The sequence below is a fragment of the Luteimonas sp. Soil_N_1 genome (assembly GCF_057656255.1).
Window position 1 is genome coordinate 173,961 of sequence record NZ_JBDGKS010000002.1, and the last position, 25,391, is coordinate 199,351.

At 67.9% G+C, this 25,391-nt stretch carries 16 protein-coding genes; 5 read left to right on the forward strand and 11 right to left on the reverse strand.

Annotation, left to right across the window (positions count from 1 at the left end; genetic code table 11):
• Nucleotides 1-127: 127 nt before the first annotated feature.
• The gene (locus tag AC3A4E_RS14565; protein WP_487632427.1) at nucleotides 128-997 is read left to right on the forward strand and encodes a methylglyoxal synthase; all 870 of its coding nucleotides are present in this window, start codon (nucleotides 128-130) and stop codon (nucleotides 995-997) included.
• Nucleotides 998-1,096: 99 nt separating this feature from the next.
• Here the strand turns inward: AC3A4E_RS14565 and AC3A4E_RS14570 are convergent, their stop codons facing one another.
• From AC3A4E_RS14570 to AC3A4E_RS14585, 4 genes are read right to left on the reverse strand one after another with little or no spacing between them, the layout of a single operon-like run.
• On the reverse strand, nucleotides 1,097-2,380 hold the full coding sequence (locus AC3A4E_RS14570) for a TRAP transporter large permease (RefSeq protein WP_487632214.1): 1,284 nt from the start codon (nucleotides 2,378-2,380) through the stop codon (nucleotides 1,097-1,099).
• A 1-nt stretch (nucleotide 2,381) separates the two neighbouring features.
• Nucleotides 2,382-2,900 carry a TRAP transporter small permease gene (locus AC3A4E_RS14575; protein ID WP_487632215.1) on the reverse strand — a complete coding sequence of 173 codons (519 nt, stop codon included), beginning with the start codon at nucleotides 2,898-2,900 and terminating at the stop codon, nucleotides 2,382-2,384.
• A 29-nt stretch (nucleotides 2,901-2,929) separates the two neighbouring features.
• A complete protein-coding gene (locus AC3A4E_RS14580) occupies nucleotides 2,930-3,922 on the reverse strand; it encodes a TRAP transporter substrate-binding protein (RefSeq protein ID WP_487632216.1) in 993 nt (330 codons plus the stop codon).
• On the reverse strand, nucleotides 3,919-4,773 hold the full coding sequence (locus AC3A4E_RS14585) for a 2-keto-4-pentenoate hydratase (protein ID WP_487632217.1): 855 nt from the start codon (nucleotides 4,771-4,773) through the stop codon (nucleotides 3,919-3,921). The genes AC3A4E_RS14580 and AC3A4E_RS14585 overlap by 4 nt, the downstream gene beginning before the upstream one ends.
• Before the next feature lie 141 nt (nucleotides 4,774-4,914).
• Between AC3A4E_RS14585 and AC3A4E_RS14590 the strand changes: the two genes are divergently transcribed.
• From AC3A4E_RS14590 to AC3A4E_RS14600, 3 genes are all read left to right on the forward strand, one after another.
• Nucleotides 4,915-5,868 carry an alpha/beta hydrolase gene (locus AC3A4E_RS14590; protein ID WP_487632218.1) on the forward strand — a complete coding sequence of 318 codons (954 nt, stop codon included), beginning with the start codon at nucleotides 4,915-4,917 and terminating at the stop codon, nucleotides 5,866-5,868.
• Nucleotides 5,865-7,469 (forward strand): carboxylesterase/lipase family protein, encoded by a 1,605-nt coding sequence (locus AC3A4E_RS14595; protein WP_487632219.1) that lies wholly within the window; start codon nucleotides 5,865-5,867, stop codon nucleotides 7,467-7,469. The genes AC3A4E_RS14590 and AC3A4E_RS14595 overlap by 4 nt, the downstream gene beginning before the upstream one ends.
• 101 nt (nucleotides 7,470-7,570) lie before the next feature.
• On the forward strand, nucleotides 7,571-8,446 hold the full coding sequence (locus tag AC3A4E_RS14600; protein WP_487632220.1) for a rhamnogalacturonan acetylesterase: 876 nt from the start codon (nucleotides 7,571-7,573) through the stop codon (nucleotides 8,444-8,446).
• Nucleotides 8,447-8,505: 59 nt separating this feature from the next.
• Here AC3A4E_RS14600 and AC3A4E_RS14605 read toward each other — a convergent pair whose 3' ends face one another.
• From AC3A4E_RS14605 to AC3A4E_RS14625, 5 genes are all read right to left on the reverse strand, one after another.
• Nucleotides 8,506-12,321 carry a LamG-like jellyroll fold domain-containing protein gene (locus AC3A4E_RS14605; protein WP_487632221.1) on the reverse strand — a complete coding sequence of 1,272 codons (3,816 nt, stop codon included), beginning with the start codon at nucleotides 12,319-12,321 and terminating at the stop codon, nucleotides 8,506-8,508.
• Nucleotides 12,322-12,376: 55 nt separating this feature from the next.
• Nucleotides 12,377-13,426: a pectate lyase gene (gene pelA / locus AC3A4E_RS14610; protein WP_487632222.1), complete on the reverse strand. Its 1,050-nt coding sequence runs from the start codon at nucleotides 13,424-13,426 to the stop codon at nucleotides 12,377-12,379.
• A gap of 8 nt (nucleotides 13,427-13,434) precedes the next feature.
• A complete protein-coding gene (locus AC3A4E_RS14615; RefSeq protein WP_487632223.1) occupies nucleotides 13,435-14,334 on the reverse strand; it encodes a pectinesterase family protein in 900 nt (299 codons plus the stop codon).
• Between the two features lie 76 nt (nucleotides 14,335-14,410).
• Nucleotides 14,411-17,506, reverse strand: coding sequence for a TonB-dependent receptor (locus tag AC3A4E_RS14620; protein ID WP_487632428.1), 3,096 nt, complete (start codon nucleotides 17,504-17,506; stop codon nucleotides 14,411-14,413).
• A 336-nt stretch (nucleotides 17,507-17,842) separates the two neighbouring features.
• Complete coding sequence (locus AC3A4E_RS14625) at nucleotides 17,843-20,668, reverse strand: TonB-dependent receptor (protein WP_487632224.1); 2,826 nt, start codon at nucleotides 20,666-20,668, stop codon at nucleotides 17,843-17,845.
• A 196-nt stretch (nucleotides 20,669-20,864) separates the two neighbouring features.
• Here AC3A4E_RS14625 and AC3A4E_RS14630 point away from each other — a divergent pair, with 196 nt between their 5' ends.
• Nucleotides 20,865-21,893, forward strand: a complete 1,029-nt coding sequence (locus AC3A4E_RS14630; RefSeq protein ID WP_487632225.1) for a sugar kinase — start codon at nucleotides 20,865-20,867, stop codon at nucleotides 21,891-21,893.
• A gap of 86 nt (nucleotides 21,894-21,979) precedes the next feature.
• Here AC3A4E_RS14630 and sppA read toward each other — a convergent pair whose 3' ends face one another.
• Together sppA and AC3A4E_RS14640 are read right to left on the reverse strand one after the other, a co-directional pair.
• Entirely contained in the window at nucleotides 21,980-23,875 is a 1,896-nt protein-coding gene (gene sppA / locus AC3A4E_RS14635) for a signal peptide peptidase SppA (RefSeq protein WP_487632226.1), read from the reverse strand.
• A 117-nt stretch (nucleotides 23,876-23,992) separates the two neighbouring features.
• Nucleotides 23,993-25,372 (reverse strand): MATE family efflux transporter, encoded by a 1,380-nt coding sequence (locus AC3A4E_RS14640; protein WP_487632227.1) that lies wholly within the window; start codon nucleotides 25,370-25,372, stop codon nucleotides 23,993-23,995.
• Nucleotides 25,373-25,391: the final 19 nt, after the last annotated feature.

Sequence of the window (25,391 nt, forward strand, 5' to 3'; positions counted from 1 at the left end):
CCGGCGGACGATCGCATCGACACGCACGCGGATGCCACCGATGGACATGCACCCTGCGATCGCCACGCCATTCCGCCTACCCTAGGCGCAGACGCCCTTGCGGGCATGCCGGAACACAGGACAGATGATCCGATTGGGACTCGCGGCGAATCGTCGCCACCACGCCGACGCGGATGCGGCGCTGTTCCGCTGGCTTCGCAGCAGCGGCGACGGGCTGCGCGAACTGGGCGTCGCGTTGCATGCGGTCGGCCGGACGTTCGACGCCATCACCCATCATGCGCTGGACGCACCCGACGGATTGCAGCGCTATCCGAACGGTCGCGACGGCGGCCTGATGAAGCTGGTCGCCGAAGTCGTGGGCATGGGCGCAGGGCGCACGCTCGATGGCGTGGTCTATCTGATCGACCCGGTCGATCCCTCTTCGATCTTCCCAGAGGCGATCGCACTCAAGCGACAGTGCGTGATCCAGGGCAAGCCGTTCCTGTCGACGGTGGCCTCGGCGCGCGACTGGGTGGAATCGGAACGCATCCATGCCGGCGGCGCAGCGGACCCCCGGGCCGATGACCTGCATGCCTTCGCGGACCAGACCGTGGCACTGATCGCACATGACGCGATGAAGCCGCACATGCTCGATTTCGCAGACCGCCATTTCGAACTGCTGTCGCGCTTCGCGCATCGCGTCGCCACCGGTACCACCGGCCAACGTCTCAACGAACTGGCCTGGCGCCGCGGCTGGCCGCAGGACACGGCGTGGACGCAGCGGTTCCAGAGCGGCCCGCTGGGTGGCGACGCACAGATCGCCGATCTCGTCCTCGACGGACGCTGCCATCGCGCGGTGTTCTTCGAGGATCCGCATGTCGCGCGGCAGCACGAGGCGGACATCCAGTTGCTCGAGCGGGCGGTGACGACGGTGACCGATACCGTCGCGTGCCTGACGTCGCCCACCGTGGCGGACCGGTGGGCGCAGGCAGCGCGGATCCGGGCCGGAATGACCTGAGACGACGGGTCCACGCGACACCCGCCGCCATCCGCGGCACAGCAACGGAAACGGCCCCGCAAGCGGGGCCGTTTCTTCATGCGATCAACAGTCTGCGGATCAGGCGCGCAGCACGCCCGGCAACCACAGCGACAGTCCCGGGAACAGCGCGACGATCAGCAACACGCCCAGGCCGGCGAGCCAGAACGGCCAGATCGTCCGCATGCTCTCGCCGACGGTGATCTTGCCGATCGCGGTACCGATGAACAGCACCGAGCCCACCGGCGGCGTCACCAGGCCGAGACCACCGGTCAGCACCAGCACCAGGCCGAAGTGGATCGGGTCGATGCCGTAGGCGCGGGCGACCGGGAGGAAGATCGGGGTGCAGATCAGGATCAGCGGCGCCAGATCCATGAAGGTGCCCAGCAACAGCAGCACCACGATGATCATCAGCAGCACCGCAAGCTTGCTGTGCGCGAACGACTGCAGGAAGTCGACCGCCGCCGACGGCACCTGCAGGTACGCCAGCAGCCAGCCGAACACCGATGCGGTCGCGATCACGAACAGGATGACACCGGTGCTGCGCGCGGCATGCACGATCGTCGCCTTGAACTCGGTCAGGCGCAGCTGCCGGTACAGCACCACCGTCACCAGCAGCGCGTAGACCACGGCGATCGCCGCACTCTCGACCGCGGTGAAGATGCCGGCACGGATGCCGATGAAGATCAGCGCGACCAGACCCAGACCCGGCAGCGCCGACACCAGCCGCAGCAGCACCGCACGCCAGCCCGGGAAGATCTCCACGCCGTAGCCGCGATGCCGGGCAACGAAGTAGCCGGTCACCATCAGCGCGGCGGTCATCAGCAGTGCGGGCATGATGCCGGCCGCAAACAGGTCGGCGATCGACAGGCCACCACCGGCCGCTGCGGTGTACAGGATCAGGTTGTGCGACGGCGGCACCAGCAGCGCGACGAGCGCTGCGGTGATGCTGACGTTGACCGCGAAGTCGCGGTCATAGCCGCGCTTGACCATCTGCGGAATCATCGTGCCGCCGACCGCCGACACGTCGGCGATCGCCGAGCCCGAGACGCCGCCGAAGAACAGCGACGACAGGATCGACACCTGCCCCAGACCGCCGCGCATGCGGCCGACCAGCGACGAGGCGAGTGCGATCAGACGCTCGGAAATGCCGCCGCGCATCATGATCTCGCCGGCGAAGATGAAGAGCGGAATCGCGATCAGCGAGGCCGATCCGATACCGGCCGACACCTGCTGCACCAGCACGATGGACGGCAGATCGAGATAGAGCAGGGTCGCCAGTGCCGCGGCCGCGAGTGCGAACGCCACCGGCACGCCGAGAATCAGCAGCAGTGCGAAGACGATGAAAAGAAGCGCGATCGCCATGTCAGAGGCCCTCCCCGGCCGGCGCGGCGCGCAGCACGCCCACGAATTGATTGAGTGCGAACACCACCATCAGCGCACCACCCACCGACAGCGGCAGGTAGTTGATGCTCTGCGGCAGCGCGGCGCCGGCGGCCTTGATGTGCAGGCCGTCGAACAGCAGCACCGCGCCCCAGTAGGCGATGACGACGCCGATCGAGATGATCACGAGCGGGATCACCAGATACACCAGCTTGCGGATCGCCGGACGCATGTGGTCCTGCAGCAGGAAGAAGCCGAAATGGCGCTTGGTGTGCACGCCGGCTGCGGCACCCAAGCTCATCGCGATGCTCAGCAGCAGCAGGGTCACCGGCTCGGTCCAGCTCGGCGAATCGTTGATCACATAGCGGGCGAACACCTGCCAGCCCTGCACGATCACCAGCCCGAACAGGGCGGTGGCGGCAATGGCGATGACGGCATCGGCCAGGCGATCGAGCGCGCTCTTGGGCGCATCATCGGGCGCGAGGGTCGTGTCTTCGGACATCGTGGATTCCCGTGTCGGATTCTGTCGGATCAGGCGAGGTCGCGGATGCGACGGTAGAGGGTCTGCAGTTCCGCCTGCTGCAGATAGCGGTCGCGGATCGGCTGCGCCGCGGCACGGAACGCGTCCATGTCGACATCGTTGAACTCGATGCCGTAATCGGCGACCTGCTGGCGGGCTGCGCCTTCGGACTCGTCCCACATCTTGCGCATCACCGGCACCGACGCACGCGCGGTATCGATCAGCAGGTCGCGATCGCCCGGACGCAATGCATCCAGCGAACTGCGCGAGATCAGCAGGATGTCGGGCGCATACGAGTGCTCGCTCTGCGACCAGTAGTGCGCGGCCTCGAAATGACGGCTGGAGTGGAAGCTGCGCATGTTGTTTTCGGCGCCGTCGATCATGTGCGTCTCCATGCCGGAGAACGTGTCACCCAGCGACATCGGCGTCGGGTTAGCACCCAGCAGACGCACCAGATCGATGAACATGTCCGACGAGGCCACGCGCAGCTTCAGGCCGTGCAGGTCCTTCGGCGTGACGATCGGATGGCGCGTGTTGTAGAAGCAGCGCGCGCCACTGTCGTAGACCGCCAGACCCACGAGATCACGCGTGCCGAAGCCGTCGAGCACGGTCTGTGCGACACCACGGTCGAGCGCATGGCGCATGTGCGCGACGGAGTCGAACGCATACGGCAGGCACAGCGCGGTAGTCAGCGGAAATGCGTTGTTGAGCGCGCCGGCATAGACGCGCGTCATGTCGATCGCGCCGAAGCGCGCCATGTCGATCGCCTCCGACTCGCGGCCCAGCTGGCCGGAGTGGTACTGGCGCAGACGCACACGGCCACCGGTTTCGCGGTCCATCGTTTCGCCGATCCACTTCACCGCGTTGACGGTGGGGTAATCGGCGACGTGGACATCGGTGGCGGTCAGGACCGTGTTCGCCTCGTCGGCGCGCAACACGGACGGGAGCAACGGCGCGGCGCAGGCCGCGCCGAGTCCGGCGAGGAAGGCGCGCCGTGTCGTCATGCCGCGCTCTCCTCCGCCTGCGGTGCCGCGGCGCGCGCCGTCAGCACCAGCTCGCCGTGACCGGCGAACACCACACGGGCACGCTGGCCCGGCAGGATGTCGTGGATGCCGGTGGCGTTGCCGGTCGCGATGAGCTCGCCGCGCTTCAGCGGACGGCCGCGACGCGCCGAGCGCGACAGTGCGAAGGCGAATGCCGCGCGCAGGCCGCCGGGTAACGTCGTCGCGCCGCCGGTGCCGACGCGCGTGTCGTCGATCCAGCTCTCGGCGGTCAGCGTGGTTTCGTCGAGCGACGTCCAGTCGGCGATTTCGCCGCCGACGACCAGACCGTTGTTGTTGCCGAAATCCGACACCACCACGCGCGGGCCGAGCTGGTTGATCGTGGCCAGCGGGCTGCTCGCGACTTCCAGACCGATGAACAGCGTCGCCGGCAGTGCAGCGGCCTCGTCCGGCGTCCAGTCGATCTTGTCCACCGGTGCGTCAGCGTCGAGGCGCAGCACGAATTCGGCTTCGATCGCGCCGAAGCCGCCTGCGAAGACGTGGAACTCGGTGGCCTCGCCGGCCTGCTGCAGGCGGTTGCGGAACACCGGGCCGAGCAGACGCTCGTCGCCGGAGGCGTCGCGCTTTTCCGGCGCGATGTAACCGACCTTCCAGCCGACCAAGGTGTCGGGCCACTGCGCGATCGCAGCGTCCTGCACCGCATAGGCGGCGACGAGGTCGTCGGGAATGTCACCGGGGAAACCGGGCAGCGACTGCCCGTTGCGACGCGCGTCGAGAAAGGCGTCGACGATGCCGCGGGTGGCGTCGCTCGACGTCGGATTCGACGTCGACGGATGCGCGGAGGCGTTGTTCAAGCGGGTTGCTCCTGGCCTGGGTCCGTTTGCTGCACCGCAGATCGCGGTGCCTGGGGGTGTCTTGTATGGTAAACCGGTGTCATCTTCAATGTGCAGTGCGGCAAAAACACGAAGAAGCACTCGGACGAGGAAGCGGTTGCAATGCGGAAACGCGGATTTACAGCGCTCCTGTGCGGATTCCTGCTCGCATTGCCTGCAGCTGTTCATGCTGCACCTGCACGCGACGATGCGGTGCCCAAAATCGTCCTGTGGACTGCTGAAGAAAGCGCACCGGCAGGCCGGATCACCGAGCGCAGTGACGATTCCGCGGTGCCCGATCGCATCATCGAGGACGTCCGCGCACCCTACCTCGCCGTGTATGCACCCGAACGTCCGAACGGCACGGCGCTGCTGGTGACGCCCGGTGGTGGCTACGCGCGCATCGTGCTCGACAAGGAAGGCACCGCACTGGTGCCGGCGTTCGTGGACGCGGCCCGCATCACCCTGTTCGTGTTGCGCTATCGGCTGCCGGATCGCGCGCATGCCGAAGGCGCGGATGCACCGCTGGCCGATGCGCAACGCGCGATGCGACTGATCCGCGCGCATGCATCCGATTACGGCATCGATCCGGCACGCGTCGGGGTCATGGGGTTTTCCGCAGGCGGCCACGTCGCTGCACGACTGGCGACGACGCCGGTTGCGGTCTACACCGCCGTCGATGCTGCCGACACACAATCGCTGCGGCCCGACTTCGCCCTGCTCGTCTATCCGGTGATATCGATGCACGCGCCGCTGGCGCATGCCGGCTCGCGCACGCGTGTACTCGCCGCTGTCGACACACCCGAAGCGACCGCGCTCGACCGATACTCGCCGGATCTGCATGTCGACGGTCGAACGCCGCCGCTGTTCCTGCTGCATGCGCAGGACGACGACGTCGTGCCGGTCGGCAATGCCCTGGCGATGCATGCCGCCGCCATGCGCGCTGGCGTACCGGCCTCGCTGCATGTCTTCCCGCATGGCGGGCACGGCTTCGGCACACGCGGCGCAACGGGCGCCCTCGCCCGCTGGCCGCAGCTCGCGCTCGACTGGATCCAGGAACAGACCATCTCTCCATGACCGACTTCCCGACCGATCCCGGCCGCCGCCACTGGTTGCGCGTCGGCGCCTGCGTCGCGGCCCTGTCCGCGCTGCCCGGCGCATTCGCCGCCACATCGCCCCGCACCACCATCGCGCGCGTGCGCAGCGGCCGGATCGGCGGCAGCGTCGAGAACGGTGTGCACGTCTTCCGCGGCGTGGCCTACGGCGCCGATACCGCGACGCGGCGCTGGCAGCCGGCGCTGCAGGAAGCCGCGTGGCGCGGCGTGCGCGATGCGGTCGAGTACGGCCCGTCCGCGCCGCAGCGCGGCAGTGACGGCCCCGGCAGCGAGGACTGCCTGCGCCTCAATGTCTGGACGCCTGCGTTGCGCGATGGCGCGAAGCGCCCGGTGCTGGTCTACATCCATGGCGGCGCGTTCAACACCGGCTCGGGCAGCGATGCGCTCTACGACGGCGGCGCGTTGTCGCGCAGTGGCGATGTCGTGGTGATCACGGTCAATCACCGGCTCAACGCGTTCGGATATCTGCATCTGCGCGATCTGGGCGACACCTCGTTCGCGCACGCGGGCAACGTCGGCCAGCTCGATCTGGTGCAGGCGCTGGAATGGGTGCGTGCGCACGCGAGCGAGTTCGGCGGCGATGCCGGCAACGTGACCGTGTTCGGCCAGTCCGGCGGTGGTGCAAAGATCGCAACGCTGATGGCGATGCCGGCGGCGAGCGGCCTGTTCCACCGCGCGTGGACGATGAGCGGCCAGCAGGTCACCGCCGCAGGACCGCGCGCCGCCACGCAACGCGCACAGATCTATCTCGATGCGCTCGGCATCGCGCCCGGCGATCTCGACCGGCTGCGCACGCTGCCCGTGCAGGCCCTGCTCGATGCGCAGCGCGCGCGCGACCCCTCGCGCGTGGAAGACAGCGCCCTGTATTTCGGCCCGGTCGTCGACACCGTGCATCTGCCGCGCCATCCGTTCTGGCCGGATGCGCCGCCGCAGTCGGCCGGCATTCCGATGGTCATCGGCAACACGCGCGACGAGACGCGCGCCTTCCTCGGCAATGATCCGGACAACTTCACGCTGACCTGGGACGCGTTGCCGGGCAAGCTGCGCACGCAGCAGTTCGTCGATCTCGATCCCGCAGTCGTCGTCGCCGAGTACCGGCGGCTGTATCCGGATTACACGCCGTCGGAGGTGTTCTTCGCCGCGACGACGGCCGGACGCTCGTGGCGTGGCGCCGTCGAGGAACTGGAAGTGCGCGCCGCGCAGGGCACCAACACCTGGGCCTACCAGCTCGACTGGTATCCGCGCACCGGAGAAGGCGCGCGTCTGCGGGCGTTCCACACGCTCGACATTCCGCTGGTATTCGGCAACACCGCCGTGGCGGATGCGAAGACCGGCAACACCGATGACGCCCGCGCGGTCGCTGCGACCATGCGCGACGCGCTGCTGGCCTTCGCGCGCAGCGGCGATCCCAACCACGCCGGCATGCCCGCCTGGGCGCCTTACTCGATGGCCTCGCGCGAGACGATGGTGTTCGACGCGACGCCGCGTCTCGAGGACGATCCACGCGGCGGCGAGCGCCGGCTCTACCAGCAGGCACCGTTCGTCCAGCGCGGCACCCAGTAAGCGCGGCCTCGGCCTGCGCACTCGCGCTGCAGGCGGCTTACACGCCGCCTGATTCCGCGACACGGACCGTCGCCTCCCGCTCCATGACCGGAACCGTTCCGATGCGTCGATGTCTTGCCACCGCCCTCGCCTGCGCGCTGCTCGCGCCGTGGCCTGCGATCGCGGCCGATGACCCCATGCGGCCGCCGGTCACACCGATCCGCGCGAGCAAGATCGTGCTGGTCGGCGATTCCACGACCGCCGTGCAGGGTGGCTGGGGCGGTGCGTTCTGCGATCGCCACGTCGCCTCGTTCCTCGCCTGCACCAACCTCGCACGCGGCGGCCGCAGCACCTACAACTACCGCGCCGAAGGCTCGTGGGCGATCGCCCTGCACGAGATGCGTGCCGGACCATTCGATGCGGTCTACGTGCTCGTGCAGTTCGGCCATAACGACCAGCCGGGCAAGCCGGGACGTTCGACCGATCTCGCCACCGAATATCCGGACAACCTGCGCCGCTACGTCGCCGAGATCCGTACGGCAGGCGCGCTTCCGGTACTGCTCACACCCCTGACGCGCCGCCAGTTCGAGGACGGTGTGCTGATCGACGACCTGGCGCCCTGGGCGGAAGCGACACGGGTGGTGGCGCGCGAGCTCGACGTGCCCTTGCTCGACCTGCATGCACGCAGCCGTGCGCTGGTGCAGGGAATGGGACCGGTACTGGCCATGCGGATGGCGCAACGGCCCGCCGCGCCCGCACAGGTGACCGCGGCCCAGGCCGGTACGACGATCGGCGCACCGCCCGCTGCCCCGGTCTCCGCGACCGCGTCGGCCGGCACACCCCGCCAGGACGACAACGCCGTCGAACCGATGGGCACGCCCAAGCTTGCGTTCGACTACACGCATCTGGGACCCGACGGCGCCGCGCTGGCAGCGGCGATCGTTGCAGACGAACTCGCACGTCAGGTGCCCGCGCTACGCCCCGATCTGATGCCCTGACGCGGCATCCCTCGAAAGTACGCGCTCCGGCCCGTAGCAGGGCCGAAGCGCGTCCTTGCTCAGGGGACCGGCGCGACGTTGTTGAGCCGCGTCACTTCCTCCGCGTCGCCCGGCAGGGCGATGCGCACATGCCCACCGCGCGGATCGACGCCCGATGCAGGTTCCAGACGCAGCGTGGCAGTGCGCGGTTGCAGATCGCGCGGTGCTGCCAGTGCGGGAATGTCGGCACGCGCAAGTTCGCGGCCACGCGCGTCCTCGAGGATCGCGACGCCGCCCGGCGCATCGGCATGGCCGAGGCTGTGCACGGTCACCTCGACCGCACCGTCGACCACGCGCACGTCGCCGCGACCGATGCCGATGTCGGCGCGCATCTCCACCGGCGTGCCGGCTTCGATCAGCTCGAACTCGAACACCTGGGTCTGGCCGGACGCGAACGACAGCTCCACCGACGTGCTGGACTCCAGCAGCACCTCGCGCGTCTGCGCGCGGCCGTCGATGATCTCGTCGCCGTTGCGGTCCACACCGCTGGTGATGCGCCAGCGGCCGGGCGCGACGTTCCAGCCGGTCATCGCCGCGTTCGCGGTACGCGCGCCGGTGTTGTGCGCGATCACCTTGAACGCCTCGCGCGATGGCGCCGACACCAGCAGTGCGACAGTTTCCGCCTGCGCGTCGTCGGCGAAGCGCCAGCTCACCGTGTGACCGGGATACGTGGTGTTGCGACGCAGGGCCAGACCGCCGAGACGAGCGCGCTGCAGGAACTCGCTCGGCGCATCGACGCGATCCGACCACCAGTGGCCTTCGGTGTTCATGTATTCGCGCATCGCCTTGGCCTGGATGCCGTCGGCATGCAGGGCTTCGAGATACGCCTTGTTGCCGGTCTGCTGCCAGGCGAACACGCTCTGCACGCCGGTGTCGCCCTTGTCGGCCGACTGCTGCAGACGCATGCCCCAGTCCTCGCGCTTGCCGAGCACGTCGACGTAGTTCTCGGCCAGATTCGACAGGCCCGCCGGTCCGCTGCGGTCCACGCGGTACTGCAGCGGCTGCAGGTACTTGTCGTCACCGGTCCAGCGCCACGCGGCCCAGTACAGGTGCATGGTGTCGGCGCCACCGGAGCCGTCGAACAGATCGCCGCCGCGGCGCTCGCCGGTCGCCCAGTTGATCTCGTTCGGCAGCTGCCAGGCGCCCTTCTCGTCGGTGTAGGCGTGTGCGAGATAGCCATCGGCCAAGCCGGTGATCATCGCGCGGCTGGTCGGATCGGCATTGAACACGCCCAGCAGGAACGCCGGATGCAGCACCGGGAACGAATACGGCTTCTGCCACTGCCAGCGCGGCTCGCGGTAGACCTTGTTGCCGCCGAACCAGTTGCTCGAGAACAGCACGTGACCCTGCGGATTGCGCAGCACGATCTTCTCGTCGAGATCGCGCACGGTTTCCATCAGCCGCGTTGTCGTCAGCGGGTCGCCCCAGTTGAGCAGGTACATCGCGCTGTTGGTGTTGATGCCTTCCTCGTAGGCATGCAGCTCGTCGGTCTCGATTGTCGACAGGCCACCGACGAACATGTCGTTCTCGTAGGCCGCATCCGCGAGCGCGGTGATCGAGGCGTTGATCTTGTCCGGGATCACGCCCATCAGCGCCAGACCCGGCCACTGCTGCGACAGATCGCTGTCATCGGAAATGCCGCCACCGAAATCGCCGAATTCGACCTGGCGCTCGTCGATCCACCACTCGATGAAGTGGCGCACGGCCTTGAGGTCTTCGAGCTGGCGGAACGCCCACAACGGCACGCCAGCCGGCGCCTCGGGCTGCTCGAACGGCGGCAGGCCCTGGCTGTTGTAGCTCATGTAGTTCCAGTAACGCCGGCCCAGTTCGTGGCCCGGATCCACCCGCAGCAGATCGCTGATGTCGGCGAATGCGCGCGCATACAGACGCTGACGCTTCGACGTGGTGTGCTCCTCGACCAGGAAGCCCCAGTTGTCGCGGACCTGGTTGAAGCGGTCGGCGACGTGCTCGGCAATGGCCTCTTCGCGCGGCTTGTAGACCATGCGCACTTCGGCGCCGTCGAGCGCGGTCGCATCGAAGCCCGGTGCGGCCGAGGCAATGCTGATCCAGAGGCTGTCCTTGGTCAGGATGCGGTCGCGCATGTCCAGCCACAGCGTGCGCTTCTCGCCCGGCGTCACCGAGACCGACACGTCGATCATGTCGCGCGCCGGCCAGATCGGATCCTTGATGCGGATGTTGAGCGGGATCGCGGCCGCACCGTCCACGCTGTGCGTCGCCGGCAGGTCCAGCGCGGGAATATCGATGGCGATGCCGTCGAGCCCGTCGTACATATTCTCCCAGCTGTGCGCCCAGCTGCGGATCAACGGCTGCGCGGCAGGCGCATTGCCGATGCCCGACGGAATCAGCACATGCACGATCGGTTGCTTGGCCTCGCGCACCGGCGACGTGGTCCGTTCGCGGAACGCCGCGCGTCCCGGCAGCGCCAGCACCATGCTGCGCTCCTCGGGGGCGTAACGGCCTTCGATGAACTCGCGCAGATCGGCAAGGTTGGTGTAGTCGATCTCGGCATTGCTGCGGATCGTGTAGGCCTGCTTCACCGAGCCCTCGGGCTCGGCAGCATCGCTGACGTGATACGCCCAGATTTCCTGGATCGGGGTTTCCTGCGCGGTGTTGGCGAAGCGCAGATGCCCGCCCTGGCGGGTCTCGAAATCATCGACGCTGCGCACCACACCCTGCGGCCGCGCGAACAACGGCTGCTGGGTGTCGGCATCGGCGCCGTAGGTCGCTTCGCCGTAGGCGGCGCCGCGCAGTTCGATGCGGTTGAAGGGCTCGTCAGGCAGGGTCAGATCCAGCGCCTTGCCGCCGTCGACATAGGTGTTCCAGTCGGGCAGCTGGAAGTAGTCGTCGCGCCCGCGCAGCCGCGAGCGGTTATAGACGCCCGGCCACGTCGTCTCGGCGATGCCGTCGGTGGCCTTCCACATCCACTGCTTCAGGTCCTTGGTGTCGGCGAACTCGACCTTGCGGATCGTCGTCACCGGCGCGTCGAGCACCGGCGGCGCGGCGCCGTTTTCCCAGCCGTGGCGGAACAGCCACGCGGCATGGCGATCGTTAGGCGCGACCGCAGCGGTCGGCGCGCGGAAGCTGCGCACGGCCTGCACGCCGCTGGCGTCGAGCATGCGGTCGTGCACGCGGATGTCGTCGAAATCGCTGCCGCGCAGGAAGTTGTAGCGGCTCTGCACCTGGTGCGGCGCAAGAATGCGCGCGGCGAGCCCGAACTGGTCCAGGCCCGCGTCGTAGTCGAAGCCCGCCTGCGCATTCGCCGGGCGTTCTTCGCGCGCGACCTCGCGGCCGTCGATGTACAGGCGCACGCCGATGGTCTCGTCCCAGGCAAACGCCACATGCGTCCACGCATCGGCGGCGGGGGCTGCGTCCATCTTGAACGACACGCGCGTACGCGCCAGGTTGGCGTCGGTCACGAAGGCGTCGAAGCCTTCGCCGTTCCAGTCGATGCGCAGCCAGGCCATGTCCCAGCTGGAGTGGTCGGCATAGCCGACGCGGAAGATCACGAACGGCGCCTCGCCGACCGGATCGCGCGAGCGCCAGAAGAAGCTCAGCGTGCCGCGCGCGGCGTCGATGTTGCCGGGTGCGTTCCACGACAGCACGCCGTCGTCGTCCCATTCGATCGCGCGGCCGCGCACGCCATCATCGACCAGGCGCACCTTGTCCTTGAAGTTCGGCACCGGATCGCCGGCCGCGGTATCGGCGACGAAATCCTGATCGGCCGACACGTGGAACAGCAGGCGGGGCGTATCGTCCGCATGGACGGCGGCGGACAGGCCCAGCGCACAGGCGACGGCCAGGACTCGCTTCGACATCTGGTTCAAACCTTTCTCCTCGACAGCGACGCGCCGGCAATCGCCGGCACGTGGGTTACGGATTGTCGGCCCGGGGGCCCGCCAGCGCATGGCGTCGGCGCCACTGCGGCAGATCCTTTTCCAGCAGCGCCTGCGGCCAGATGCCGTACCAGGCATAGCCGGTGCGGCGTTCGTCCGACATGTCAGCGAGCGACGCGACCACCGCGCCGCCGCGATCGACCAGCAACGGCTGTTGCCGCTGCAGATCGTAGAACCGCGCCCAGGTCGTGGTGCCCGGTTGCGCGACGAGGCGGACGTCACGCGGGCGCGTGCCGTCCTGCCCGATGCGTTCGACCGCGGTATCGGTGAGGCCATGCGCCTCGAACCATGCGGTCGCTGCGTCGATCGCCCCGGTGATGGCAGGCGACGGCGCCTGACGCATCAACAGGCGCACGATCGTCACCGACTCGGCGGTCGCCAGCGACGCCAGCTCGTAACTGCGCGCGGTCGCCGGCTGCAGGGTCGTCTCGTCGTACTGCGCGGCCCAGATGGTCGGCGTGCCGTCGATGCGCACCTGCAGGTCGAGGATCAGCGCGATCGCACGCCCGGCGGCCGCCGCGGCGGCGTCGCCACGCAGCGGCTGCAACGGCGCGACGGCGCCCTCGCCCTCGGCAATGTCCTGCAGCAAGCCGACCACCTGGGTCATCGCGTCGTCATTGAAGGTGACCTGGCCGCGATAGCCGGAACGGTCGGGATGGAACTGCGGCCAGCCGCCGTTGGCGTACTGCGCAGCCAGCAGATAGTCGACGCCACGCAGTGCCGCATCGCGGTAGCGGTCGTCGCCGTGCGCGCGCCAGGCCTCGGCCAGACCCACGATCTCGCGCGTGGTCGCATCGTTGTCGATCGTCGCGTCGTCGGCCCGATCGGCCTGCGCGAGTGCCGCAGTCGCGGCGGCGTCGAAGGGCTTCGCGTAATCGATGGCCTTGCCGGCGAGATGCTTCGGCCAGCCCCCCGATGCAGTCTGCGCCTGCAGCATGCGCTCGGCGACCGGATCCGCCCCGGCGGCGAGCGCGGCGCTGACGACGGCCAGACCTGCCAGCAGCACGGCGCACTGCATCGCGCGCATCGGAATTCTCATTCGAACGGTCTCCAGTCCTGCATCAGCGTTGCGGTGTCGGCCGCGGTGGCGGTGTCGTGCAACCACGGTACGCGGCCGCCCAGCGCGCTGCCCCGGCCGGTGTTCCCGTACTCGACGAAACGCGCGGTCGCCCGGTTCTCCGGCTTGCCCCAGTCGTGCCAGCCCTCGGCCGGCACCGGTGCATCGATGCGGCAGCGTTCGAAACGCGTGGCACCGTGCGGCCGCCAGGGCCGTCCGAGATACACGCGACGCACACCGGGCGCGGCGCTCAGCGTGCAGTCGCGGAACACGAAGCCGTCGGCCTGATCCGCCGGTGTAGACGGTGCGGTCACGTAGCCATCGCCCACCGAGTGCAGCGTGCAGCGCTCGAACAGGGCGGTGGCTGCGCCGAACACGTAGTCAACGGTGCCTTCGATGCGGCAGTCGCGGAACCATGCACGCGTGCCGGCCTTGCGCAGGTACAGCGTGTCCTGGTGGCCGAGCAGATGGACGCGGTCGAAGGACGCGCGCGTGCCATCGACCACCAGCGCGACCGCCTGCCCGACCGGGCCGGCGTCGTTGGCGATGGTCAGTGCCTCGGCATGGAAGTCATCGGCGCGCACGAACATCGTCGCCGAGCCGTAGGTGCCGAAGGCGTTTCCGGTGCGTGGATCGATCCGGCTGGCGTAGTGGTCGTGGACGATACGTGTCTGCGCCGCGCCCGCACCGACGAGCCGCAGTGCCGGTGCGTCCGGCGGCACGTCGACGACGCCGCGCCACGTCCCTGCGGCGATACGGATGGTGGCGGTGTCGCCGGCCGCGACCGCGGCATCCACCGCGGCCTGGAGCGTGCCGAAGGCACCGTTGCCGGTGCCGACATCGAAGGTGCGCGCGGCCATGGCGGCCGGCGCGAGCATCCACAACGCAAGCGCGAAGCAGATGCGTTGCCGCCGCCGTCGTGCGGACGGCGGCGGTGGGCGACGCCGGGAGACCTCAGAAACGATAGCGGGCACCGACGTAGTACTGGCGACCGGTCACGGTGTAGCGGTCGGGCAGCATCAGATCGGAATCGACATAGCGGCGGTCCGGCGTGTCGAGCAGGTTGATCGCCTCGAACGTCAGGCTGAGCTTGTCGTTGACCTTGTACGAGGTGTTGAAGTCCACGTTGCGCACGCTGTGCTTGCCGGTCACGTCGGCAGTGCCGAACTGGTTGCCGTCCAGGTCCCACACGTTCTCGCGGCTCAGCACTTCGCCGATGTAGCCGTCGCGGTAGCTGGTCGACACGCGTGCGCTGAAGCGGCCGTCGTCGTAATACAGCGTGGCGTTGTAGGAGTTCGGCGACAGGTTCACCAGCTGGTTCTCGGTGATCTGGGTCACGACCGCGGTGTTGTTGCTGGCCGCGGTGCTGAACATGTACTCGATGTCCGAATCGACATGCGTGTAGTTCATCTGCACGCCGAACTTGCTCCAGATGCCCGACAGGAAGGTGAAGGGCTGCTGGTAGGTCAGCTCCCAGCCCTTCAGCGGACCACCCGGCGTGTTGTAGTAGCTCTGCACGTTGAAGATGGTGTCGGCGGTGAAGCCGGGCGGCAGCAGATCCAGCGAGTAACCCAGGTCCGACCACGTGCTCAGCAGGCGTGTGCGCTGCACGTAGCTGTCGATGTCCTTGTAGAACACGGCAGCCGACAGCAGGGCGCCCTCGCCGAAGTACCACTCGGCGCTCAGGTCGTAGTTGGTCGAGCGGAACGGATCGAGCTTCGGATTGCCGAGGTTGATCGAGTAGAAGCGTCCGTCGTCGAAGAAGTTCGTCGGGCCACCGGTGACGCTCGGCGACATGTAGGCCAGCGTCGGACGCGCCATCGTCTTGGCGGCGCCGAAGCGCAGGACGAAGGTGTCGGTGAGATCCCAGGACAGGTTCAGCGACGGCAGCACGTCGGTGTAGTTGTGGCCGACCACACTCTCCACGACGAAGCGGTCGCCGGCGGCCGTGGTCGCGTTCGCGACGCCGAACACGCTTTCGCAGTTCGCCTCGCCACCGGTGGGACACGGCGCGTAGCCCGAGGCGTTGATCTGGGTCTTGACCAGACGCACACCCAGGTTGCCGCGCAACGGACGGTCGAACAGGTCGCTGTTGAAGTCGAGCTGGGCGTAGGTCGCCATGCTGCGTTCGTTGACCGAGAAGTTGTTGTTCGACGCACCGAAATGGCCGACGCCGGCCAGGCGATAGTCGCCGCCCGGCACGCCGTTGTCGGCATCGCTGTAGATGTTCAGCAGACCGGCGATCTTGTCGAAGTCCGGAATCAGCCACGCGGCGGGCATGCTGCCCGACAGGTTCTTGCCGAAGCCCTCGAGCGTGGTGCTCAGGTCACCGATGGTCACGCCGGCCGGCAACGCCTGCGGCAGACGGCCGTAGCTGATATGCCGGTACTCCTCGCTGCGCATGTCGTAGTCCTTCCACGCCAGGCCCGTGCGGAAGGTGAAAGTGGGATTGATGTCGAACGAGAGGTCGACCTTGGCAGAATCGAAGGCGTTCTTCACGTAGCTCGGATTCAGACGCACTTCGCTGATGTTCGCGCCGCGGGCGGTGCCGTTGCTGTTGACCGGCACCGCGCCGTAGCCCAGCCACTGCCACGCGTCGGCGCTGCCGGTGTCGAACGGGAACGTCATGCTTGGCATCTCGGGATCACCGCGCAGGTCGAGCACGAAACCGTCGAGGTTGGCGTTGTCGAAGCTGACCATCGAGAACACCGGACGGCCGTAATCGGACGACGAGTGGCCGATCGTGGCATCCAGGCGCACCGCGTCGTTGAAGCGGTGTTCGAGCTGCAGGCTGAACTGCTTGAACTCGGTCGACTCTTCGATCTGGCTGGACTCGGTGCGGAAGTCGACGTTGTCGAACACGCCGTACTGCAGCCGGTTGCGGTCGTCGACCTGCGCCTCGCGCACGATGATCTGGGTCTTGCCGCCGAGGTTGGCGGCACGGTGCAGGTTGGCACCGAGCGAATCCTCGCGCTGGTCCTTCTCGAGCCTGGAATACAGCGCGTCGAAACTCAGCAGCGTGTCGTCTGTGATGCGGAACTGGAACGCGCCGGTGACACCGAGGCGTTCAATCTCGTGCTGTGTACGCACGTAGCGCGGATAGCGCGGGAGCCAGGCGTTGGTCGCGGTCTCGTAGGCCGCGATGTTCTCCGGCGTCGCTGCCGGGCGCGGCAGGCCGATGCCACAGTTGGCGGCATTGATGCCGTAGCTGCCCCAGCCGTTGTTGCGGTCCTGGTTGGCCTGGCTGCCGGTGCCGATCGGCGTCTCGTTGGCCAGCGGGTTACGCGGCGTCTGCGGGTTGTAGCCGGCAGGCGAACAGAAGCCGTAGGTGCCGTTGTTGTTGGCGTTGGACTGGTTGGAGTTGCGGTGGTTGCCGTGCTCCCAGCGGATCGGGTTGTAGCCTTCCTCGTAGATCGTGCGCTGGCTCCACGACGCGGACAGCAGCGCGCCCACGCGGCCGTCGGCCCAGGTGTTGCTGACCAGGCCCGACACGCGCGGATCGTTCTCTTCGGACAGTTCGTTGTAGCCCATCTGCGCGCTGGCGGATGCGCGGAAGCCCTTGAAATCGAACGGGCGCGAACCGCGCAGGTCGACGGTCGAGCCGAGCGAGCCCTCGTCCATCTGCGCCGACTGGGTCTTGTTGACCTTGACCTGGCTGAAGAGTTCGGAGGCGAAGGTATTGAAGTCGAAGCCGCGCGAGCGGTTGACGCCGGCACTGCCGCTGCCGGCGGTCGCCAGCGCTTCGAGGCCGTTGAGGCGCACACGGGTGAAGTCGGAACCCAGACCGCGCACCGAGATGCGCTGGCCTTCACCGCCTTCGCGGTCGATCGAGATGCCGGCGATGCGCTGCATCGACTCGGCGAGGTTCTGGTCGGGGAACTTGCCGATGTCCTCGGCGAAGATCGCATCGACCTGCTCGACGCTGTAGCGCTTCTCGTCCAGCGATTTCTGCAGGCTCTCGCGATAGCCGGTCACCGTCACCGCGGCCATGTCCACCGCACGCTGCTCGTCATTGGCCTGCTGCGCCATCACGGGCGCGGACAGCGCCATCGCGATACCCGCGGCCAGTAAGGTAACCGGTGTCTTCCGGCCATCACGGATCCGATCCATTCGCGCTCCACTCCCCGAAACGTATGTGCTGCTTGTTTGACGGGAGGTCGCGTTGCGCGCCTCCTCTGGTTGATCAATGACACCGATGGCCATCGAGGGTGCGTACGCTACCAGCGCACCTCCGGGCCGGCATCTTGCAACGCAGCAAGACGGTAGCGAATGCAATAAATCGCGCTGTTGAAAAGCGCTGCCGGTCACAGACCCTGCGTGACCGGACAACAAAAAAGGCCGGGGCGTTGCCGCCCCGGCCTTGTCAGATCCAACCCCGGTTTGCGGTCAGAACTTGTAGCGGAACCCCACCATGTACTGGCGGCCGGTGTGGGTGTAGGCGATCGGCAGGTCGCGATTGCTGTCGATCCACATGTCGTTCCACTCGTCGGTCAGGTTCAGGCCTTCGAGCGAGATCGAGAAGTTGTCGTTGAAGTTGTAGGACACCGACGCATCGACAGTGGTGGTCGCCGCCGTGCCTTCCATGTCCGTGCCTTCGCGACCGGGGATGCTGTTCGCATACTCGTCGCGATACGCCGCGGACACGCGGGCCGACAGGGTGCCGTTGTCGTAGTACAGCGTGGCGTTCCATGCGTTCTGCGACAGGCCGACCATCGGGCCCTTTGCAGACGGCGCACCGGTCGAACTCAGGTACTGGATCTCGGAGTCGACCCAGGTGTAGTTGAGCTGCACGCCGAAGTCGCTCCACACGCCCGGCAGGAACGTGAAGGGCTGCTGGTAGCCGACTTCGATGCCCTTGAGGTCGCCACCCGGCGTGTTGAGCGGCTGCTGGAACGTGAAGTCGTCATTGACGGTCGCGCCGGTGCCGGCGATCAGCGATTCGGGCAGGCCCGACGTGAAGTACGGACGCGTTTCGCGCGAGGTCTGCACGTAGCTGTCGATGTCCTTGTAGAACAGACCGACCGAGACCGCCGCGCCCTCGCCGAAGTACCACTCGGCGCCCAGGTCGAGGGTCTTCGCGCGGAAGGGATCCAGACGCGGATTGCCCGTGGTGATCGTGCGCGCGCCGCCTGCGACGCTGACCGATGCGCCCGGATTGAGGAAGCCCAGGTCCGGACGGCTCATCACTTCCGCCGCCGAGAAGCGCACCAGCACATCGGGGGTCAGTTCGGCCACCACGTTCAACGACGGCAGCGTGTCGCTGTACTCGTTGATCACGCGCGTGGCCACCGGACGGCCGCCGATGATCGACGAGCCATCGCTGGTCAGGCGGGTCTCGGCACGACGCACACCGATGTTGCCGCGGATCGGCACCTGGCCGATGTCGAAATTGAACTCGCCCTGCAGGAAGTAGCCCTTGACGCGCTCGTTGACCGAACGGTTGTCGGCAGCGAGATTGTTGAGGTCGTTGCGCACTTCGAACAGGCCGGTGCCGTCATGGATGCCCAGGTAGCGCGCGAATGCCGCGACATCGGGCACCACTGCACTGCCTGCGCCACCGGCGCGGATGTTGTACTGGCGCATCAGGTCGGACAGGGCCGCGCTGCTCACCAGGCCGGCCGGCACGGTTTCGACGCGGTTGCCGCCCGCAACGCCGCGGCCCCAGCTCTGCACGTCGAAGGTGAAATCCTTGTACGACGCGCCACCCTTGAGGCTGAAGAACGGCGACGCGATCCAGGTCAGATCCAGCGACGCATTGTCGTATTCGTTGACCACCCGGTACGGGCGCAGGCGGATTTCCGACAGGGTCCAGCCCGTGGTGTCGGTGGGGTCGAAATTGCCGTAGCTGATCGCGGGCAGACGGCGATCGCCGCGATAGTCCCAGGAATAGCCATTGACGCCGTAGCGGTCGGCGATGACCGTCGTCTGGATCGGGTTGTCGTATTCGGACTTTGCATTGCCGACGAGGGCGTTCAACCGGAACGCATCGTTGAAGTCGTGACGCAGCGTCCAGCTCCACTGCTGGAAGTCGGTCGTCTGCTCGTCGTAGCGACCTTCGGAACGAATGCTCACGTTGTCGAAGACGCCGTAGACCAGATTTCCGGTCGAATCGATCTCGCCCTCACGCACGATCACGTCCGGCTTGCCCGGCACGAAGTTGGCGCTGCCCGGCGTACCGGTGCGGTTGCGGCTGAAGGACAGGCCGTTGATGTTGTCCTGCCAGCGGTTGGAGTCGAAACGCGCGTACAGGCCGTCGAACACCAGCTCGGTGCTGCTGCTGGGACGGAACTGGATCGAGCCGGTGACGCCCAGGCGCTCCTGCTCGCTGCGGTAGCTGTTGTAGCGCGGAATGCGCGGGTGGTAGATGTCCGCACCACGCGCGGCCGCGAACGGCGAGGCGGCGCTGAAGCCGCCGTTGGTCGTACCGCCGGCCCAGCGCACCGAGTCCGAGCCCTCTTCGACGATCGTGCGATCGGTGTACGCCACCGACATCAACGCGCCGAGCTTGTTGTCGGCAAAAGTGTTGCTGACCAGGAACGTGCCGCGCGGGTTGTACTCCTCGGACAGGTCGCTGTAGCCCATCTGGCCGCCGACGACCATGGTGAAACCGTCGAAGTCGAACGGACGGGCGGTGCGCAGGTCGACGGTCGCGCCGAGCGAGCCTTCCTCGACGTCGGCCGACGCGGTCTTGCGCACGATGAGCTGGCTGAAAAGATCGGACGCGAAGGTGTTGAAGTCGAACGAACGGCCACGGTTCACGCCGCCGGAGGTATCGGTACCGCCGGTCGTGGAGATCGCCTCCATGCCGTTGATGCGCACGCGGGTGAACTGCGGCCCGAGGCCACGGACCGAGATGTTGCGGCCTTCGCCGCCGTCGCGGGTGATCGACACGCCCGGAATGCGCTGCAGCGACTCGGCAAGGTTGAGATCGGGGAAGTCCGCAATGTCCTCGGACACGATCGCATCGACCACACCGGCTTCGCCGCGCTTGATGTCCAGCGCGCGTTCCACGCTGGCGCGGTAACCGACCACGCGCACGGCATCCAACTGCGTCGCATCGCTGACCGGTGCGATTTCCTCGACATCGGCTGTCGCCGCATCGACGGGCGTGGACTGTGCGAGCACAGGCAGGGCCGCCATCTGCAATGCGACGGCGATGCCTGCCGCCAACAAGGTAACCGGTGTCTTTTTGCTGCGATGCAACTGCGTCATTTCGTCCCCTCCCAGGGTGCGAAGCTCATTGTGTGGCGCGTCTTGACTGCTTCGGCGCGCTTGTTAAGGTGGCTGCCGGAGGCCCGGATGACACCGCAGGCCAAACGCTATCAGAAGGTCCTGCGCGAAGCATGCTGCGGCGCGACAGACCTCTCCGCCGCCGCATCGGCGGCACCACCCGATGGATGATCCGGAAATGGCCAAATACATACTCTGCTTCGGCGAGCTTCTGCTGCGTCTGGGCGCTCCCGGGCGCGAATTCCTGCTGCAATCGCGGCATCTCGATGTCCACGTGGGTGGCGCGGAAACCAATGTCGCGGTGTCGCTCGCACGCTTCGGTCACAACACCGCGCTGGCCGGTACGGTCGCGGCGAATGCGCTGGGCGACGGCGCATTGGGCGAACTGCGCCGGCACGGCGTGGATGTCTCTCGGGTCATCCGGGCGCCGGGCCGGATGGGCCTGTATTTCTTCGCGGCTGGCGCCGGACTGCGGCCCAGCGACGTGGTCTACGACCGCGCCGATTCGGCCTTCGCACGCGCGGCGCCGGACACCTACGACTGGCCGGCGCTGCTCAACGGCATCGACTGCCTGCACGTCTCGGGCGTGACGCCGGCGGTCGGCCCGAACGCCGCCGACGCGGCACTGACCGCGGTGCGCGCCGCACGCGCCCGCGGTACGACGGTGTCGTTCGACGGCAACTTCCGGCCGAAGCTGTGGGCCACCTGGAACGACGCGCCGGCGCCATTGCTGCGCGGTCTGCTGGCCGAGGCCGACATCGCCTTCATCGATCACCGCGACATCGATCTCGTGCTCGGCGCGGAGGCATCCGAGACCGGCGAGCACGCCAGTGCCGAGCGCACCCTGCAGGCATCGGCACGTGCCTTCGCCGCGTTCCCGCATCTGCAGCGCATCGCATGTACGCAGCGCACGGTGCACAGCGTCGACCGCCATGCGCTGGGCGCGCTGATGGTACGTCGCGACGGCAGCGTGCACCGCATCGATGCCCTGCCCGTCGACGGCATCGTCGATCGCATCGGCGGCGGCGATGCCTTCGCCGCCGGCGTGCTGCACGGCGTGCTGTCGGGTCTGGACGATGCGCGCACGCTCGCGTTCGGTCTTGCGGCTGCGCGCCTCAAGCACAGCGTGCCGGGCGACTTCAATCTCGTCGGCGTCGCCGATGTGGACGCGCTGGTCGACAGCGGCCGGCTCGACGTCCGCCGCTGAGCGTCCCGCGCGGCCGGCTCGCCGCTACCGCCAACTCGAACGGCCCGCCAATGGCGGGCCGTTTGCGTTTCAGGAACCGCGCGGACTCAGAGTTCGCAGAAGCAGTACGCGACCGCCTTGACCGGGCGACCCGGCTGCGGCGTGATCGCGCTTTCGAGCAGCTGCAGGTCCTGTTCGGCACGCGGCGCCACGCGCGCCAGCAGGCCGCGGGCAATGTCGCTGTGGCCGACCAGCGCGCCGCCGAAACGGCCCCCGACGAATCCGGTCAGGAAACGGCCGAACGGCGTCGCGGTCTTCTCGACGTAACGCACGCGCCAGCTGTCGTCCGCCAGCCCGCCGAGTTCGGCGGCCTTGGCGATCGCGGTGCGCAGGCCACCGAGTTCGTCGACCAGACCACGATCCAGCGCCTGGGTCCCGCTCCACACCCGGCCACGCGCAACGGTGTCGATCTCTTCGACACTGCGGCCACGCGCTTCGCCCACCTTGCCGATGAAGTTGGCATAGCCGCGGTCGATGATCGCCTGGATCGCCTGGCCCGCTTCGGGCTGCAGCTCACGCGTCAGATCGAACGCACCCGCGAACGGCGTGGTGCCGACGCCGTCGGTGCGCACGCCGATCTTCTCCAGCGTGCGCGGGAAGGTCGGCACCAGCGCGAAGATGCCGATCGAACCGGTGATCGTCGACGCGTCGGCGTAGATGCGATCGGCGTTCATGCTGATCCAGTAGCCACCCGATGCAGCGACGTCGCCCATCGACACCACCACCGGCTTGCCGGCGGCCTTGAGTGCATCGACCTCGCGACGGATCTGTTCGGAGGCGAACACTTCGCCGCCGCCCGAATCGACGCGCAGCACGACCGACTTCACGTGCTCGTCGTCGAGCGCCTCGCGCAGCAGGGCCGAGGTCGACTCGCCACCGATCGTGCCCGGCGGCTGCTCGCCACCGGTGATGCCGCCTTCGGCGACGACCACCGCGACCTGGTCGCGACGGTCCGCAGCCGAGCTTGCCGGCGAGACGTGCGCGAGGAAATCGCGCATCGAGACCTGGCGGAAGCCGCCCTCGGCATCTTCGTCAGCGACGCCGCGCTCGATCAGCAGGTCTTCGACTTCGCCACGCGTCTTCAGGCCGTCGACGAACTTCTGCGACAGCGCGTACTGCGCCAGGTCGCCCTGGGCGGCCTCGATGCCCTGCGGCAGCGTGGCAACGCCGGCATTGAGCGCCTCGGGCGTGGTGCCACGCACCTTGGCGATGTCGGCGATGTGCCGCTGCCAGATGTCGTTCATCCAGTACAGGTCGGCTTCCTTCGACTCCGGCGATGCGCCGTCGAGGATGTAGGGCTCGGCCGCCGACTTGTACTCGCCGACCTTGAACAGGTGCACGTCCACGCCGAGCTTGTCGGCCAGCGCCTCGCGGTAGTACTGGCGATAGCCGGCCAGGCCCTCGAGCATCATGCCGCCTTCGGGATCGAGGTAGACCTCGTCGGCCTGCGCGGCGAGCAGATACTGCTGCTGGCCGAAATACTCGCCGAACGCGACGACCTGCTTGCCGGCCGCGCGCACTTCGCTGATGGCGTCCGCCACTTCGCGCATCGACGCGTAGCCGGAGAACGTCATGCGGTCGGTGCGCAGCAGCACGCGCTCGATGCGGTCGTCGGTCTTCGCCGCTTCCAGCGCGCGCAGCACGTCACGCAGCTGCACTTCGCCGACGCCACTGCCGCTGTTCTCGGCCAGCGCGCGCATGAAGGGATCGGACTTGTACTGCTCCACCAGCGCGCCTTCCGGCGCGATGACCAGCGTGGTGCGCTCGAGCAGCGGCGACTGCCGCGAACCGCCGCTGACGATCGCGATCAGGATCAGCAGTGCGACCAGGAACAACAGGCCGAAGAACAGGAAATTGAGGATCAACCGGCGGATGAAATTCATCCCGTCCCAGATGCCGACAATGAAGCGCGTCAGCGGCGCGCGTGGCTGCACAGTACTCATGCGGAAAACAGCTCCATCAGAAGAAAATTCGGTTCGCGGCCGCCGGCAGCGGTGCGGCCATAGTCCTACCCATGGCGCAGCCTACCGGGCGCGACAGGCCAATGCATGCGCCGGTCGTCACTGTGCCGTCGGATCCACGGTCGGCGCGGGCACGCGCCGGCTGCTGCGCAGGAAGCGGGTGCCCAGCAGGACGGCAGCGACGGTCAGACCGGCGATCAGGCCGATCCACATGCCCTTCGGCCCCCAGCCCAGCCCCAGACCGAGCGTCGCGCCGAGCGCCATGCCGACGCCCCAGTACGCAGCCGCGGCGAGGAACATCGGCACGCGCGTGTCCTTGAGCCCGCGCAGCGCGCCGGCCGAGAGCGCCTGGATGCCGTCGGGAAACTGGAACGCGGCGGCGTAGAGCAGCAGCGAACCGGCGAGCGCGGCGACCGCGGCGTCCTCGGTGTAGATGCGCACCACGTGGTCGTGCCCCAGGAGCAGCAGCACGCCTGACACCGTCTGCGTCACCAGCACCAGTACCAGACCGGCGAAGCCCGCCCGGCGCACGCCGGCACTGCCTAGGCCGCGCCCGATCGCATTGCCCACCCGCACCGTGGTCGCTTCGGCCAGGCCGAACGGCACCATGAAACACAGCGCGGCGACGTTGATCGCGATCTGGTGCGCGGCGGCCTCGATCTCGCCGAGCCTGCCGATCAGCAGCGCAGTCACCACGAACAGGCTGCCTTCCATCGTCACGGTCACGCCGATCGGCAGACCGGTGCGCAGCAGCGCGTGGATCTCCGCCCAGCGCGGCGGGTCGAAGCGGGTGAACAGCCGGTAGCGCGCAAAACGCTTCGACAGCGCCAGATACAGGGCAAATGCGATCGACTGGGTCCACATCATGATCGCGGACGCGATGCCCAGCCCGCCGGCGCCGCCTTCGGGGAACGGTCCCCAGCCGAACGCGAGCGCATAGCCCATCGGCACCAGCACGACGAGCCCACCGAAGCCGAAGACCATCGTCGGCAACGTCCAGTGCAGGCCGTCGCTGAGGTAGCGCATGCAGAAGTACAGCGTCAGCGCCGGCACGCCCCAGCGGATGCCGTGCAGGAACGCGGTGGCCCCGGGCACGATGTCCGGCGCGATGCCGAACGGACCCAACGCGGCGGCCAGCGCCGTCAGCAGCCCGAACAGCGCCAGGCCCAGACCCGCTGCCAGCCACATCGCCTGCCGGAACAGGGGGCCGACTTCGGCATGGCGGCCTTCGCCGTCGAGCTGCGACACCGACGGCGGCACGGCCATAAGCGTGCCCATCGGCACCATCAGCGGCAGCCAGAAGATCGCGGTGCCCACCGCGACCGCCGCCAGCGTGGCGGTGCCGTGGTGGCCGGCAATGACGGAATCGACGAAGCCGATCAGGCCGGTGGCGACATGGCCGGCGACCAGCGGGGCGGCCAGAACAGCGGTGCGCCGCACCTCATGACCGAAGGGCGGCGGCGTGATTGCGGAAGACATGGGGACGGCTCTGCGACTG

Excerpts from the sequence above, each read along its gene's own strand:
- AC3A4E_RS14570 (WP_487632214.1), bottom strand. The coding sequence starts at position 2,380 with ATGGCGATCGCGCTTCTTTTCATCGTCTTCGCACTGCTGCTGATTCTC.
- AC3A4E_RS14575 (WP_487632215.1), bottom strand. The coding sequence starts at position 2,900 with ATGTCCGAAGACACGACCCTCGCGCCCGATGATGCGCCCAAGAGCGCG.
- AC3A4E_RS14580 (WP_487632216.1), bottom strand. The coding sequence starts at position 3,922 with ATGACGACACGGCGCGCCTTCCTCGCCGGACTCGGCGCGGCCTGCGCC.
- AC3A4E_RS14590 (WP_487632218.1), top strand. The coding sequence starts at position 4,915 with ATGCGGAAACGCGGATTTACAGCGCTCCTGTGCGGATTCCTGCTCGCA.
- AC3A4E_RS14595 (WP_487632219.1), top strand. The coding sequence starts at position 5,865 with ATGACCGACTTCCCGACCGATCCCGGCCGCCGCCACTGGTTGCGCGTC.
- AC3A4E_RS14600 (WP_487632220.1), top strand. The coding sequence starts at position 7,571 with ATGCGTCGATGTCTTGCCACCGCCCTCGCCTGCGCGCTGCTCGCGCCG.
- AC3A4E_RS14605 (WP_487632221.1), bottom strand. The coding sequence starts at position 12,321 with ATGTCGAAGCGAGTCCTGGCCGTCGCCTGTGCGCTGGGCCTGTCCGCC.
- pelA (WP_487632222.1), bottom strand. The coding sequence starts at position 13,426 with ATGCGCGCGATGCAGTGCGCCGTGCTGCTGGCAGGTCTGGCCGTCGTC.
- AC3A4E_RS14615 (WP_487632223.1), bottom strand. The coding sequence starts at position 14,334 with ATGCTCGCGCCGGCCGCCATGGCCGCGCGCACCTTCGATGTCGGCACC.
- AC3A4E_RS14620 (WP_487632428.1), bottom strand. The coding sequence starts at position 17,506 with ATGGCGCTGTCCGCGCCCGTGATGGCGCAGCAGGCCAATGACGAGCAG.
- AC3A4E_RS14625 (WP_487632224.1), bottom strand. The coding sequence starts at position 20,668 with ATGACGCAGTTGCATCGCAGCAAAAAGACACCGGTTACCTTGTTGGCG.
- AC3A4E_RS14630 (WP_487632225.1), top strand. The coding sequence starts at position 20,865 with ATGGCCAAATACATACTCTGCTTCGGCGAGCTTCTGCTGCGTCTGGGC.
- sppA (WP_487632226.1), bottom strand. The coding sequence starts at position 23,875 with ATGAGTACTGTGCAGCCACGCGCGCCGCTGACGCGCTTCATTGTCGGC.
- AC3A4E_RS14640 (WP_487632227.1), bottom strand. The coding sequence starts at position 25,372 with ATGTCTTCCGCAATCACGCCGCCGCCCTTCGGTCATGAGGTGCGGCGC.